The sequence below is a fragment of the Acaryochloris sp. IP29b_bin.148 genome (genome assembly GCF_028285565.1).
Lineage (GTDB): Bacteria > Cyanobacteriota > Cyanobacteriia > Thermosynechococcales > Thermosynechococcaceae > Acaryochloris.
Map to the genome: position 1 here is coordinate 1 of NZ_JANQOY010000165.1, position 12,948 is coordinate 12,948.

Annotated in this window: 15 protein-coding genes; 2 read left to right on the top strand and 13 right to left on the bottom strand. The window is 48.0% G+C overall.

What is annotated here, in order from left to right:
- The 3 genes from Q0986_RS15260 to Q0986_RS15270 all read right to left on the bottom strand — a co-directional run.
- A partial coding sequence (locus Q0986_RS15260; protein WP_299411980.1) for a DUF4347 domain-containing protein occupies positions 1-450 on the bottom strand: 450 nt, incomplete at its 3' end.
- 975 nt (positions 451-1,425) lie between these two features.
- The gene (locus Q0986_RS15265) at positions 1,426-2,115 is read right to left on the bottom strand and encodes a hypothetical protein (protein ID WP_299411982.1); all 690 of its coding nucleotides are present in this window, start codon (positions 2,113-2,115) and stop codon (positions 1,426-1,428) included.
- Positions 2,116-2,211: 96 nt separating this feature from the next.
- Positions 2,212-3,303: a sucrase ferredoxin gene (locus Q0986_RS15270; RefSeq protein WP_299411985.1), complete on the bottom strand. Its 1,092-nt coding sequence runs from the start codon at positions 3,301-3,303 to the stop codon at positions 2,212-2,214.
- A 254-nt stretch (positions 3,304-3,557) separates the two neighbouring features.
- On the opposite strand from Q0986_RS15270, the gene Q0986_RS15275 reads away from it, so the two are divergent.
- The gene (locus tag Q0986_RS15275) at positions 3,558-4,085 is read left to right on the top strand and encodes a ferritin-like domain-containing protein (RefSeq protein ID WP_299411988.1); all 528 of its coding nucleotides are present in this window, start codon (positions 3,558-3,560) and stop codon (positions 4,083-4,085) included.
- Positions 4,086-4,093: 8 nt separating this feature from the next.
- Here Q0986_RS15275 and Q0986_RS15280 read toward each other — a convergent pair whose 3' ends face one another.
- Together Q0986_RS15280 and Q0986_RS15285 are read right to left on the bottom strand one after the other, a co-directional pair.
- The gene (locus Q0986_RS15280) at positions 4,094-4,498 is read right to left on the bottom strand and encodes a biopolymer transporter ExbD (protein ID WP_299411991.1); all 405 of its coding nucleotides are present in this window, start codon (positions 4,496-4,498) and stop codon (positions 4,094-4,096) included.
- On the bottom strand, positions 4,482-5,135 hold the full coding sequence (locus Q0986_RS15285) for a MotA/TolQ/ExbB proton channel family protein (RefSeq protein ID WP_299412024.1): 654 nt from the start codon (positions 5,133-5,135) through the stop codon (positions 4,482-4,484). The genes Q0986_RS15280 and Q0986_RS15285 overlap by 17 nt, the downstream gene beginning before the upstream one ends.
- A 514-nt stretch (positions 5,136-5,649) precedes the next feature.
- Here Q0986_RS15285 and Q0986_RS15290 point away from each other — a divergent pair.
- Positions 5,650-7,173: a hypothetical protein gene (locus Q0986_RS15290; protein WP_299411994.1), complete on the top strand. Its 1,524-nt coding sequence runs from the start codon at positions 5,650-5,652 to the stop codon at positions 7,171-7,173.
- Between the two features lie 199 nt (positions 7,174-7,372).
- Here the strand turns inward: Q0986_RS15290 and Q0986_RS15295 are convergent, their stop codons facing one another.
- The 8 genes from Q0986_RS15295 to cynS form a co-directional block, all read right to left on the bottom strand.
- Positions 7,373-7,843: a nuclear transport factor 2 family protein gene (locus tag Q0986_RS15295; protein ID WP_299411997.1), complete on the bottom strand. Its 471-nt coding sequence runs from the start codon at positions 7,841-7,843 to the stop codon at positions 7,373-7,375.
- A gap of 67 nt (positions 7,844-7,910) precedes the next feature.
- The gene (locus Q0986_RS15300; RefSeq protein WP_299412001.1) at positions 7,911-8,270 is read right to left on the bottom strand and encodes a nitrile hydratase accessory protein; all 360 of its coding nucleotides are present in this window, start codon (positions 8,268-8,270) and stop codon (positions 7,911-7,913) included.
- 16 nt (positions 8,271-8,286) lie between these two features.
- On the bottom strand, positions 8,287-8,910 hold the full coding sequence (gene nthA, locus Q0986_RS15305; protein ID WP_299412004.1) for a nitrile hydratase subunit alpha: 624 nt from the start codon (positions 8,908-8,910) through the stop codon (positions 8,287-8,289).
- 25 nt (positions 8,911-8,935) lie between these two features.
- Positions 8,936-9,682 carry a nitrile hydratase subunit beta gene (gene nthB, locus Q0986_RS15310; protein ID WP_299412007.1) on the bottom strand — a complete coding sequence of 249 codons (747 nt, stop codon included), beginning with the start codon at positions 9,680-9,682 and terminating at the stop codon, positions 8,936-8,938.
- A 20-nt stretch (positions 9,683-9,702) separates the two neighbouring features.
- Positions 9,703-10,683, bottom strand: a complete 981-nt coding sequence (locus tag Q0986_RS15315; RefSeq protein WP_299412010.1) for a GTP-binding protein — start codon at positions 10,681-10,683, stop codon at positions 9,703-9,705.
- Between the two features lie 75 nt (positions 10,684-10,758).
- On the bottom strand, positions 10,759-11,694 hold the full coding sequence (locus tag Q0986_RS15320) for a formylglycine-generating enzyme family protein (RefSeq protein WP_299412013.1): 936 nt from the start codon (positions 11,692-11,694) through the stop codon (positions 10,759-10,761).
- Positions 11,695-11,701: 7 nt separating this feature from the next.
- On the bottom strand, positions 11,702-12,373 hold the full coding sequence (locus tag Q0986_RS15325) for a HupE/UreJ family protein (RefSeq protein ID WP_299412016.1): 672 nt from the start codon (positions 12,371-12,373) through the stop codon (positions 11,702-11,704).
- Positions 12,374-12,515: 142 nt separating this feature from the next.
- Positions 12,516-12,948, bottom strand: a 433-nt coding sequence (cynS, locus tag Q0986_RS15330; protein ID WP_299412020.1) for a cyanase, incomplete at its 5' end; no start/stop codon positions are given.

Below are 12,948 nucleotides of genomic sequence, written 5' to 3' on the forward strand. Positions count from 1 at the left end.
ACGACCAATCTGCTGACTAGAGGCCGCTAAGTTGGCACCAGTCAGTTGATGTAGTTGTTGCAAGAAGAGATAGCCAAGTGCCCCTTTAGCAACTTGACAGCCATATACATGGATATCAGCCCCTGCCAAAGTATGAGACCAAGCTTGTAGCTGATCCGCATAGCTGTCTATGGTCTCAAGGCTCAGTTGGGTGTTCCCAATTTGTAAGCGTCCTGATGAGCCATGGGAAACAAGGTGTAATTCGGTAATGCGATCGCGCTGCTCCAGAGCTGCAGTAATTTGCTCGACTCCATCACGTTCAGGAGAAAGGACAAGAACATCTGCACGTGCTGTTAGATCAGCCGCTAAGTCTGAATAGTCTTCGACATTAGCGTCAAGGACAACTAAGGGCCATTGCCTTTGCTTGAGAACAGCTGATGTTGAAAGATCTGGCAATAGAGATGGAATCATAAAATATTGGCCTCATGGAAAGAAGAATTTCGGATTAACGGGAAAAAGAAGCTTAAATCAGTTGAAATTATATTTATTGCTGTTATAAGCCCAATTTTTCCGATTTATCTTTGAATTCGTTCGGTCTTACAGGAATCAAGGTCAACATAGATTTTGTAATCTTATTGACTTTTATTCTTGATAAAACCGATCGAAGTATAGATTATTTTTCTTAATTGGGAAAGATTATTTATCGAAAAAATTGTTATCTTAGATACAAGAATAAGGAGAAAAAACATATTAATGGCTAAAAAAGATACATTTTCATGAGTATTTCTACATGATAGATATCATCAATAAACTTTTTTCTATTGAGAATATTTTTAATAAGCTAAAAGGAATAATAAGTAATGCCCATGTCAGTCTCGAGATACGTGTCAAGGACTTGATGAGCTGGCAACCCACTCGATCTGCGCAGTATCTACTTCTCAAGAAAACTCTGAGACTAAGCCACTGACTGATTCAGATTCAAAGTAGCGTCTTGAGTATGAATAGATAAACAGGATTTATAACAGAAAATGGCCAAAATCGATAGATATACTCAAAAAAAAGAATTTTTCCTGCTTTAAATCACTTTTTTGAGAAATAAATCTTATATTTGATGATATCTGGGGAAAATGACAAGAGGTTGGTAGTCAATACATCTAAAGATCATCATCCTGATCAGGTTGCATCTAGAAGCATCTTTGTCATCAGCATCTGATTCATGGATGAGCTATTTGAGGTAGAGGTGAATTCGAAATAGCTGCTAAATGATCAATTCTTGAAATAGAACAGTTCGCAATATTACTTGAAGCCAGACCAAAGCGATAACGATGGCCATAAAATGTCAGGGTTATTTCAAATTACAGAAAGTAAATTAGGCATCGAAGTTCACATACGCTACCGATTTGTAAACGTAACGTTGGCTGATTGCAGGCAGATTATTTAAAGTAATTATTCTTCAGTAGCCAAGATATCCCAAGCTGCTTCGACAGCAGAATATCCTCGAGTATCATAGCCCCGCAACTGTTCTCGATTAAATGGGAAGAAATCATTTTCCCCAAAGTATGCCTCTGACAATTCAGCAAAATACTCTTTCACATTTCCCAGGGCGTAAGCTGTCGTTATTTTTCCATTGTTTCTGGGGACTCTTTGATATAAACCCTGTTCCTTTGCATACTCATACGCTTGGATAAGAGGCTGAAAATCATGGGTAATGACTTGGTGATGATAGGCATGAGTGAGTTCATGTAGAACATGCCAGGGCTGAATAGAGTCCCATGTGATAAAGTTCTGGATATTAGCAATTTCTATTGCTTTAGCTTTTAGTGGGTTGTAACCGTGATTTTGCAGCCACTTAGCTGAAGGATGGTACACCATCCCTGAAAAATCTGGGTTTGATTCTTCTATCCAGAATTTTATCTGAGTTAAGAATGAATGGTGCTGAGCTGGAATTGCTGTTTTTATTTCTTGTAACTTTACAGTCAATAAATGACTTGCGTCTTCGACTATTTCTTGATTTCTGCGAATCAGCTCTCGACGGATCAGTACCTCCCATCCTTCTATTTCTGTTCGCGCATACTTATACCTACATAATTGAGACAGGAAGGGGGGAAGTGTGTATGAAGCGAAAAATGCCCGCATATATTCTCAATAGATAGTCTTTGTTGAACGATTAATAGCAGCTGTCTCAGTCAATCACATCATTCGTTGCTGTCTTAGGCACCCAGGTGCATAAACTTAATGGGGTTTGACAATCTGTTCCACGCGATATTGTTGTACAGGTTCTATCGCTAGAGCATCACCTCTGTGGGCAGCCGATTTTTTAGCGGAGTTGACGGTGTGATCCTTGAGCACTCTGAAGGTACATCGCTTCAAGTCTGAGGCTGGAGAGTCCTGATAACAGAGTTCAATATCCACCCAGGCTGCCTTCGACGTCCATTGTTCCAACCACAGTTGCAATATGTTTAGGGGAATATATCTCAGGAGGGGATACAGGACCTTTTGTAGACCTTGAAGCCCTTTACGCTTGATACGTCCTGTTTTCGGATAGTGCTGCCAATCCCAGCCCATTTGCATCCACATCTCACCTTCGGCAATCTGCTCAAATTTAGTCAGTCCAGACCATCCCCGATAGAATGGACGGATTTGTTCCAAGGATCCTTGTTGAGTAATTAATGTCTCTACTATATGCGGTTCAAGATGACCCCAAAATTGGCCTAAGGGAAGATCTAGAAGGGTAGGCGCAAATTGATGTCCTCCAAAATGGGTACTTTGCCAAATCCGTAACTGACTCTGGTGAGCATATTGCTTTCGAAGCTGACGGTATAGAGGGGTGCCAAAACGCCCACAGGCTAGATCAACTTGAGTATGGGTACAAATAAGGAGGTCGCGGATGGGCTGCGTCGGTTGCAGATATTGCTGAAAGGGTTGCAACTCATTTTTTCTGCCAGATAGGGTATGGAGAAGTGAGATCGCAAAGTCGCCACTATCTGCCTTCGGCACTAAATACTCGTACCTATTGTATTGGGCAAAACATTTTTGGGGACGCCAGAAATGGATCACTCGGGTCAGATGAGGGTGCGAGTATTCGCGATCAGGTGCGATCGCAACCGGACGCACCAAAATCCCCTGCCGGAAAAACAGTTTTTTGAGCAGGGGAATCAGCTGGTTAATGAGCGGATCAGTGGTAAACATCTCCTTCCGCCAGGGTTGAGGGAGTTCAAAAACCAGCCAATGATCCGCTGTACTAGCTGTCCCTATTGGATCTTCGCCATTTTGCTTAGAAAATTGTGAGCAATATTGGCAATTCTCAATAAGCTGTTTTGTCATCTGTGAGACTATCCACCTTTGATCAGTAATGCATCCTAAAGTCAGTCGTGATCTACAAGCAGCGGTGATCCTTAAACAATGCCCCAATCTGCTTTATAGCTATATATGAAATACCAAGCCGGTCCCATAGGATTGTCCAACTTTTGGGAAAATAAGAGACTTTTTCTAGCGAGTCTAGAAAATACACAGGTTATTATTCAAGCATCTTGACTTTTTCTGTGCCCAAACTTGCCGTTTTCTGAGAGAGGAACATTATGTCTACTGCTGTGGTGCAACATTTCGGCCAGATATCTGACAATCCAGTCTTATTGGATCGGTCCGCCACTGAGCCTGTCTGTGAGGGGATGAATACGGCTCTAGCTAGTTTTCAGGCATTGTATTTACAATATCAAAAGCATCATTTTGTCGTTGAAGGTGCTGAGTTTTATCAGCTCCACAACTTTTTTCAAGAGTGTGGAGATGCCACCAAAAGCCATGTCCATGATCTTGGCGAACGCCTCAATGGTTTAGGGGGGGTGCCAGCCGCCAGTTTCAGCAAGCTGGCTGAGTTATGTTGTTTTGAACCTGAAGCAGATGGTATTTATAACTGTCGAACGATGGTGGCGCATGACCTTGCTGCTGAGCAAGCTGTGATCAAACTGCTTCGTAGCCAAGCTTCCCAGGCCGAAAGCCTGGGAGATCGGGGCACCCGCCACTTGTATGAGCAGATACTGCTAGCAACAGAAGAGCGAGCTTATCATTTGGCCCATTTCTTGGCTTCAGACACGCTGGTTATGGTGTGATCCAGCAGTCATGGTTTCTTTGTGGCGGCAATGGCCAACTTTGCGCCTTCGATTTCGCGAATGCGATCCATTACCGTCACAACGCGGCCATGACCCACTTGCTCATCCGCATGGATGACCACTACGACCTTTTCAGTTGTTTCTGTTAAGTCTTGAACTTCTGTGGCTAAGGCATCCAGTTGGATCGGTTCTCGGTTGAGCGCTAAATCCCCCGTCTCACCGATGGTGACCGTCACCTTCGTCGATAGCTGTGGCTTCACTGTTTTGGCCTGAGGCAAATTCACAGGCAATGCATCACTGCGATTCAAAAAAAGTGTAGCAATGATAAAAAATGACAGAATCGCAAAAATGACATCAATCATCGGCACAATATTGATCTGAGCCGGTGCACTGGGATCATCGGGTAAGCGCATGAGTGACTCCTCCTCGCTCATAGCGATGACGATACAGCAACTCCAACTGGCCTCCATACTCTTGAATAAAAGCCAACTGCCGCTGATACAAACTGCGGAATGCATTAGCAAAAATCAGGGTTGAGATCGCCACAATCAATCCTGCGGCTGTCGAAATCAGCGCGGTACTAATGCCCCCCGTTACTCCTGCTGTTTCACTACCACCGATATTCCCGAGGTTCAAGGACGAGAAGGAATTGATCAGGCCCAACACTGTTCCCAATAGTCCGAGTAAAGGCGAAATACTAATAATCGTGTCAAACACCGTTGTAAATCGCTTCAGCGTGGGTAGCTCAGCTTGAGCCTCACTCTCTAACGCTAACCGAAACTCATCAGGAGTCGGTTCCTCTAACGACAGCGCCGCTAAAAAGATGCGAGCGATGGGATACTTAGCCTGCTCTTGCACATATCCCAAAGCATCATAGGCATTGTCGTGGCGATAGAGCTTCAGCGTATGCTTAACAATCCGCAACTGGTTGCGATTGAGTCTCGTCCAAAACACCAAACGCTCAACAATCAGAGCAATGGCAATCAGAGAGAACACCATAAGAGGGAGCATCACTACTCCCCCTGCAGTAATTACTTGACCAAACTGCATGAACTTATACCGTTCCATACTGCGATAGGGAAGACCGATTGCCTTGACCGAAACCACAGCAACCTATAACTGGCTCTGATAGCAAAAGACTTCGAACACTCCCAACTAGAGACACCAAGAACAACAATCACCCTTGCCATTCTCCGGGCTATCCAAACGATGTCGATATTCCGGCACAATCGGTCTTATAGATGAGACCGTATAATTAATGCAATCTATTGTCAAGTAAAGAGCGCTTTGTCATCAAACACTAAAATTCCCTGGCGGCAAAATTGAGCGTCATTATCTTGTTAAAATTCCTTATAGATAGCGTTGTAAGCGATATCACTCTTATTTATTTGCCTTCACAATGTTCGCCTGTAACTTTTGCTTAGCAAGTATATTGTGTATTGTTTAAACATATCTATTCTCAGTTAATCGAATGAGTCTCAACCCGCTCTCTAGCAATAACAGAGAGAATGAAGAGCGCCTAGTACGCACTATTCTGGCATTTACATTGCCAGGTTCCCTAGTGATGCACTCTTTATTCTTAGGAATTAGTGTTGGTTTACCTTCCTCTCCCGAAAATGATCTAGCTGAGGAGGATGCGATTGAGATTACAGTGGTCGAGGTTCCAGAAGAAGAATTGGAGGAAGAAGATCCCATTCTGGAGGAAATCGAATCTGAACCTTTGGAAGAAGAGGAAGAAGTAGAAGATCCAGATGCTGCGGAGTTAGTGGCTGAGGTGCCAGAGCCTGTCGCCTTAAACTCGACGCCTGAGCCCCTTATTCCTGAGCCGGAAGAACTCCCTGATAGTCCAGAAGAAGCAGAATCGCCTGAAGAACCTGAGCCGACGACCGAAGAAACAGAAACCAGCGAGCCTAACGAAGAATCTTCACCCACGGCTGAATCCGAGGATCAGCCGGAGCCGACGTCATCCACCTCTGATGAATCTGATCAAAAGGAAGTCTCTACTGAGACACCCGTGAAAACTGGGAAAGATAAATCTGCGGATACCACACGTCGATCAACCACTACGAAGAAATCTAGGACGTCTAAGCAAAAGAGATCTACCGGCAAATCTAAACGAGCTAAGGGAAAACCATCTGGGAAAAGGCAAAAAACGGCTGTCAATACTCAACCTAAGTCTCCGGTTACTCCCAAAAAATCGGAGAAAAAGGGACGATCTAAGCTGGGAGTTGGCTATAAGAAGGATCGGAATTCAAGAGTATTGGCGGGTTTAAAGGAACGGATGATCCCAGTTTACGAAAACGGTGAACCCGTTGGGTTGAGGTTAGAAAGGTCTACAGGTGATCCAGAGCTAGATAAAGCGATCGAGAAGGACTCAAAAAGATTTTTCAAGAAGGTTAAAAAGCAGCTTAAGTCTATCCCCGAAGATAGACGCAATAAACCGATTAAAGTAACGTTTGAAGAGTCAAATGATTTAACGGCTAAAGAGAAAGAACAAGCTCGCAAGAATCGAGAGTTCTCTGCACAACGCGCTCAAGAGCGAGCAGCAGCTAAAGCTCGTCAAGCACCAGTTAGGGGCGTCCCATCGCCACCTGCGACGACTGGGGCAGTTGCTCCGCTCGCTCCAGTCCCTGCACGGCAGATCGATAAGCCTGTGAGTGCGCCTACTAGTCCTACTGCGATTCCAGTCCCCACTCCGTCTCCTGTGGGCGTGCCTACTAGTCCTACTGCGGTTCCAGCCCCCACTCCGTCTCCTGTGCCCGCAACTCCAAATACGCCAGCAGCCGCCCCGACTTCGATCCCTGCCCCAGCCCCAGCAGCTGCGCCTACTCCCGCTCCAGTCCCTGTGCCTGCGCCAGTGGCTGCGCCTACTCCCGCTCCAGTCCCTGTGCCTGCCCCAGTGGCTGCGCCTACTCCCGCTCCGGTCCCGGTGCCTGCGCCAGTGGCTGCACCTGCTCCTGCTCCAGTCCCTGTGCCTGCCCCAGTGGCTGCACCTGCTCCTGCTCCAGTCCCTGTTCCAGCCCCAGTGGCTGCACCTGCTCCCGCTCCGGTCCCTGTGCCTGCCCCAGTTCTGCCAACAGCAGAGTAGTCCTATGCTTTGGAAGCAGAGCGTTAGATGCATGGCGATGGACTCAACTGATGCTTGCGTTAGACGGAGTTACAAGCTGGACTTCAATGATTGGCACCTTCAGGACTGGACTCGTTATTGCAATTGTGCTGTCCTTGGTACAGGATTTTATGGCTATCCCTTGCAAGAAGTAAGTCAGTGATATTGATCCTTCACTTTCCTATTCAGGTGAGTTCATTAGCCCTGGATGATCGCTCGGTCTGGGGCCAGGTGCAGACCAATAAAACCGACGATCTTCGGTGCTGATTGGACGATCATTAATGCTCGCTTCCCGCCGTTGCATCAGTCCTGCCGCGTTGAATTCCCAGTTTTCATTGCCGTAGGCACGGTACCACTGCCCCGCATCATCATGCCATTCGTACTGAAAGCGAACTGCTATCCGATTAGTGCCAAAGGCCCATAGTTCCTTGACCAAGCGGTAGTCCAACTCCTTATCCCACTTGCGGCGCAGAAAATCCCGGATGGCTTGCCGACCCTGAAAGATTTCGGCTCGATTGCGCCAAAAGCTATCTTCGCTATAGGCCATTGCCACCTTGTCAGGGTCACGATTGTTCCAAGCATCTTCTGCGGCTCGAACCTTAATTTTGGCAGTTTCTAGGGTAAAAGGAGGAAGGGGCGGTTTGGTTTCCATAGACAAATTTGTAATCGATTTAACGGAAGGTGTAACAGCTTGAGCGGGGATGGACTATTCCGGTTGGTTATTCTTGCGGTTCAGACTTGCAGTCCAGAAGTTGAATCATGTGGGCTTCCAATTCTTCTGTCTGGATAAGGCCAGTTCCAATGGTCAACTTTTCCAGGGCGGTTAACCAGCACTGGTAATAGTCCCATTCAGGGTCTGTCAGGTCATGGGTCGCCTCCCAGTGGTGAATTGTTTCAATCAGCGTTTGCCGGAAATCTTCCCATTCGAAATACCCCTGTTTAGAGAGTGCGATCGCAACACCAAAAGCCAGTTTTTCCCACTCTCGCTCAAACTGCAAATGTCCATCTTGTCGGGGGGGTGCTTCTCCAGGAGAGCCCATTAAGCTGGTGGCGGCAAAGTGCTCAAATTGAGTGAACATAGATTAAGCCTTAAGATTAAACCTTGACCGTAGCCACACCCATCATGGCTTCAGGGGTGAGTAAGTTGGCTAACTGGGCTTCACTCATGCCCTCTGTTCCGGCAGGGCGCATGGGCAGCACCCACCACCGAATTTGAGCACTGCTGTCCCAGACCTTGATCTGGACCGATTCCTCTAGCTGGACGCCGAACTCAGACAGCACCTGACGAGGCTCCCGTACGACTCGAGCACGAAAGGTGGGGTCCTTAAACCAATAGGGTGGCAGTCCAAGGGTAGGCCAGGGGTAGCAGGAGCACAGCGTACAGACAATCACGTTATGGACCTCTGGGGTATTTTCAACAATGCGCATATGTTCGCCTTCGGCCCCCGACATGCCTTCAGGAAAGTCCATTTGCTCGCAAGCAGCATTACAGTCCTCTAGCAATAAGTTTTTAAAATCTGGATCAACCCAGGCTTTGGCCACAATCTTGGCCCCATTGAAGGGTCCCATTTCCGTTTCAAAATAGCTGAGGATTTTATTCACCGTGTCGCCTGTAATAATCCCTTTCTCGATCAATAGGGACTCCAGGGCCTTGGCCTTAGCAGAACTAAAGGTTTCTCGGTCGGTACTATATTTAAATCCGGGATAGTTGCTTGGCATAATCGTTTCCTTAGACAGCTTCTCCTTAGACCGCTTCTATATAGGCTTCAAAAATATCGTTGTAGTACACTAAATTTGCTTCTGTGGTCGAGGCTTCCCAGAGGTGGGTGGCCTGGAAGGCGAGACTGTAGACAGGCATAGGGGTACCGATGCCATCTTCGGTGGGAAAAAAGTAGGTGAAGGCCCCCTCATATACCTTAACGACCTCGGCTATCCGCCCCTTGAGGTTACCGGGCAATCGACTATGGGCTGCGGGCGAGACATTTTTAATTCGGACCTGGTCGCCCACCTTAAACTTGGCAGGGCTTGGTAAAGGGCGTTTAGGAGAATCCCCTTTTCGGAGATACTGTTCAACTTGGGTATCAATCGCCGAGTTGCTACCCTTGGGTAGGGGGGCCGCGGCTTTAGTACTGTCCTGGAGGAATTCGGCGGTCCGGGCATCCAGCTCTTCTTGGGTAATATAGCCTTCGTCAATAAAGAAACCGGAAATACCCCCCAACCATTTTTCGTAATAGCGCAGTCGGAAATATTCAAAAGGATGCAGACCTTCAGCCCCCTGGCGCAGGTGGCCCCAGGTCCAAAAACTTTTGAATTGGGTGGGTACCGAGCCAATATCGTATTTCGGCAGAGATGTATTGAGGTGATTGCTCAGGGCCATCATGGCCGTGTGAATCCCAAAAATACGGGTTTCCCAGGGTTCAACAAAGACCTTGGTTTCGGGGGTAATGGGGTCGAGCCCTTCTAGCCCACCCAGATTGTGTTGGAGTTTCATAATGCTCTCTCTAGGGACGGTTAAGCAGGGATATAGGCAGGGGCCAAACAGTCTTGGAAACCTGATCGAAGTTCGGCTTCGTCTAAGTTACGACCGATAAAAACCAGTTCATTTTTACGGATTTCACCGGGTTGCCACGGTCGGCCAGGGCGACCATCGAGGGTCATATGAACCCCCTGAAACACAAACCGCCGTTTGGCATGGTCAACATCTAAGATGCCTTTCATGCGAAAAATATCGGGGCCACGGGCCTGCACAAGCTGATAGAGCCAGCGGTTAAGCCGATCGCCATCTACGGTTCCAGTTTCAGTAATGGCTATGGAATAGACGGACTCGTCGTGGGTGTGGGCGTCTTCGGTTAAAAATTCTGGATCGATGCTCAAGGCATTTTTCAGATCAAAGGCTTGCACATTCAAGACCTTGTCTAAGTTGATCTGGCAGTCTTGAGTGGGATGGAGGGTTGCGATCGCATTGATTCCCCTAATCTTCTCCATTAGCGATCGCAACTGCTGGGGTGAGACTAAATCAATTTTGTTGAGCAGAATCGCGTCAGCAAAGGCAATCTGCTCTTGGGCTTCACTACTCTGCCAATGGTGTTCAATATGCTTGGCATCCACCACCGTCACCACTGCATCCAGCCGGGTATGACGCACCATGATTTCATCCACAAAAAAGGACTGGATCACGGGGGCGGGATCGGCTAACCCGGTGGTTTCTATGACTAGGTGATCGAAGGAATCGGCGCGCGCCATCAAGTCCCCCATAATTCGAATCAGGTCACCGCGCACTGTGCAGCAGATACAGCCATTATTCATCTCCAAAATATCCTCATCGGCATTGATCACCAACTGGTGATCGATACCCACTTCACCAAACTCATTGACGATCACAGCAATCCGCTGGTGATGCTCTTCTGTCAGGATGCGATTGAGCAGTGTGGTCTTGCCAGCGCCTAAGTAGCCAGTCAGGACCGTCACAGGAATTTTAGGGAGGAGTGCCATAGGAGGGGTACCTTGTCTTCAGTGGGAGTCTAGGGTCTATCGATTTGCCTGATCGCCTATTTCTACAACATGGCGCTAGCTCAGACTGACCCGAAAACCGATGGTTCGATTCAGAGCAGTTTGGTCATACCCCGATCGGCTAGCAGAACGGATCTGGGCTGGAGAATTTAGCCAACTCCCTCCGCGAATGGTGCGCCTTTGGGATGGGCGAGAGCTTGCCCACCCTTGTCCATGGCGGGGAGCACCTCGGTAATTGGCATGCCAGACATCAGCACACCATTCCCAGACATTGCCATGCATGTCATAAAGTCCAAAAGCATTAGCGGATAAGCGCCCTACGGCCATCGTGGATTGACGATAGTCTCCGATTGCCTCAGCTCGATAAGGGGTGGTGCCCATGTAGTCTGCGAGTTGGCTTGTGATCGTTTCTCCTGTGTTAAAGGGTGTTCGCGTTCCAGCCCGACAGGCATATTCCCACTGGGCTTCGCTGGGAAGCTGATAGTGGCGACCTGTTTGTTGACTGATGCGATCGCAAAATTCCACAGCCTCTAACCAAGAGACACTTTCCACGGGGCGATCTTTGCCCTGAAAATAGGAGGGGGAGGAGTTTAAGTCATACCTAATTTTAGGTAGAGTGGCCACCGCTGCCCACTGGGCCTGGGTAATCGGATATTGACTGAGGAAGAACCTCGGGAGTTTAACGCGATGACGAGGAAACTCATAACTTTGGGTCTGGGCTTCGGTGGGGGCAGCCCCCATCCAAAAGCGACCCGATGGAACCGCCACCATCGTCAAAAACTCAGTACCATTGATGGCGTCTGTAAAATACCTTGCTCGGTGGGGTTGCCGCTGCTTGACCTGCCCCCTGCGATCGACAGTGGTCACCTCAAACTCAACGGTGGATAAGTCCAATGGATAAATTGGGGGATTGACGAGGGCCGTAGTTTTTTCGGCCATTGCCAAAGATAAGCCTGCTGCCCCTGCATATTCTAAAAATTGACGCCGTTTCATCGGTTCGTTATCCCAAAATCAGGGCAGACAGAAAGGCGGCCCCGAATCCACAAATGGCAAAGCCCGAAAACCGCAGCGGTAACTCCGGCATCTGATGCCCTTTGAGCATCCTGCGCCCGATTGCCCTGGCCCCTAAGGCGACCCCAAGCTGAATTACCGTAAACCCACTCAAATAGGCCACCATGGGCGTCATATCTGCACCCACAATCGCTTCCCCATAGGCATAGCCATGGAAGATTCCTGCAACTGCCGCTAATCCAGCAACTATCTGCCAGTTAGGATGGCGCTTGAGGGCCAACAAAACTCCAAACAGGAGCACGGAAGCCGAGATAAAAAACTCTGGAGCAGGCAAATCTAACCGTTGGAGATGCATTCCCGTCCCCGCCAGACCTGCGATTACAAAGGCAATCGGAATCATCACGCCTTGCCGCATCAGAGCAGATATCAGCCCCACCGCAATCACAAACACAAAGTGATCGACACCAATAACAGGGTGAGCGACCCCCGACATAAAGCCTTCAAAAAAGTTCGCAGGCAACCGCCCTGCCAGGGGGTGGTGGGCTAAGGCATTCGGAGCAAAGAGTAAGAGTCCGAACCCGGCCAGTGTAATCGCCCAGAGGGAATGGACCACAAGGGAAGACCTAGCGCCTCTCGCTTTAGGTCTGATGGCAGTAGACAAACTTAGCATTGGCACGTCCTAGAAAAATCTATTGAACATCTATTGACCTCAACCTGACCGATTAGCTGCAATTGCATCTTTTCCTCAGCTAGGTAAAAAGAGGGTTAAAGGAAGTAGGTTTGTAAAAATTTGAGGGAGTGGCCTACCACTTTTTGTAAGGCAGAAACTTTCCACACATGGTTACCTGAACGCGATCGCCCTTTGGATCCGGTACTTTATCCACCTCAATGGAGAAATCGATGGCACTCATAATGCCGTCGCCAAATTTCTCATGAATCACGGCTTTCACAGGTACTCCATAGACCTGCATAATTTCATAGAATCGGTAGACTAACGGGTCTGTAGGAATTACAGGCTCCAGAGAACCTTTCATAGGCGGCACGGTTAGGGGTTCTGCCAACTCTGCGGATAAGCCCAAAGCGGTGACGATCTTCTCGGCTTCTTCCGTAGAGGCACTCGCCTGGCGATAAATCACCGAGGCAATCCAGGTTTCATCACACCCGACAATTTTTTCTAAATCTTCAAAGGAAATACCTTTCGCTTTCTTTGCTGCTAGAAGTTTCTCGGTAATTTCA

Bases quoted from the DNA above. Each gene is read 5' to 3' on its own strand.
- Q0986_RS15295 (WP_299411997.1), bottom strand. From the start codon at position 7,843: ATGGAAACCAAACCGCCCCTTCCTCCTTTTACCCTAGAAACTGCCAAA.
- Q0986_RS15265 (WP_299411982.1), bottom strand. From the start codon at position 2,115: ATGCGGGCATTTTTCGCTTCATACACACTTCCCCCCTTCCTGTCTCAA.
- Q0986_RS15285 (WP_299412024.1), bottom strand. From the start codon at position 5,135: ATGCAGTTTGGTCAAGTAATTACTGCAGGGGGAGTAGTGATGCTCCCT.
- Q0986_RS15290 (WP_299411994.1), top strand. From the start codon at position 5,650: ATGCACTCTTTATTCTTAGGAATTAGTGTTGGTTTACCTTCCTCTCCC.
- Q0986_RS15300 (WP_299412001.1), bottom strand. From the start codon at position 8,270: ATGTTCACTCAATTTGAGCACTTTGCCGCCACCAGCTTAATGGGCTCT.
- Q0986_RS15275 (WP_299411988.1), top strand. From the start codon at position 3,558: ATGTCTACTGCTGTGGTGCAACATTTCGGCCAGATATCTGACAATCCA.
- Q0986_RS15320 (WP_299412013.1), bottom strand. From the start codon at position 11,694: ATGAAACGGCGTCAATTTTTAGAATATGCAGGGGCAGCAGGCTTATCT.
- nthA (WP_299412004.1), bottom strand. From the start codon at position 8,910: ATGCCAAGCAACTATCCCGGATTTAAATATAGTACCGACCGAGAAACC.
- Q0986_RS15280 (WP_299411991.1), bottom strand. From the start codon at position 4,498: ATGCGCTTACCCGATGATCCCAGTGCACCGGCTCAGATCAATATTGTG.
- nthB (WP_299412007.1), bottom strand. From the start codon at position 9,682: ATGAAACTCCAACACAATCTGGGTGGGCTAGAAGGGCTCGACCCCATT.
- Q0986_RS15270 (WP_299411985.1), bottom strand. From the start codon at position 3,303: ATGACAAAACAGCTTATTGAGAATTGCCAATATTGCTCACAATTTTCT.
- Q0986_RS15315 (WP_299412010.1), bottom strand. From the start codon at position 10,683: ATGGCACTCCTCCCTAAAATTCCTGTGACGGTCCTGACTGGCTACTTA.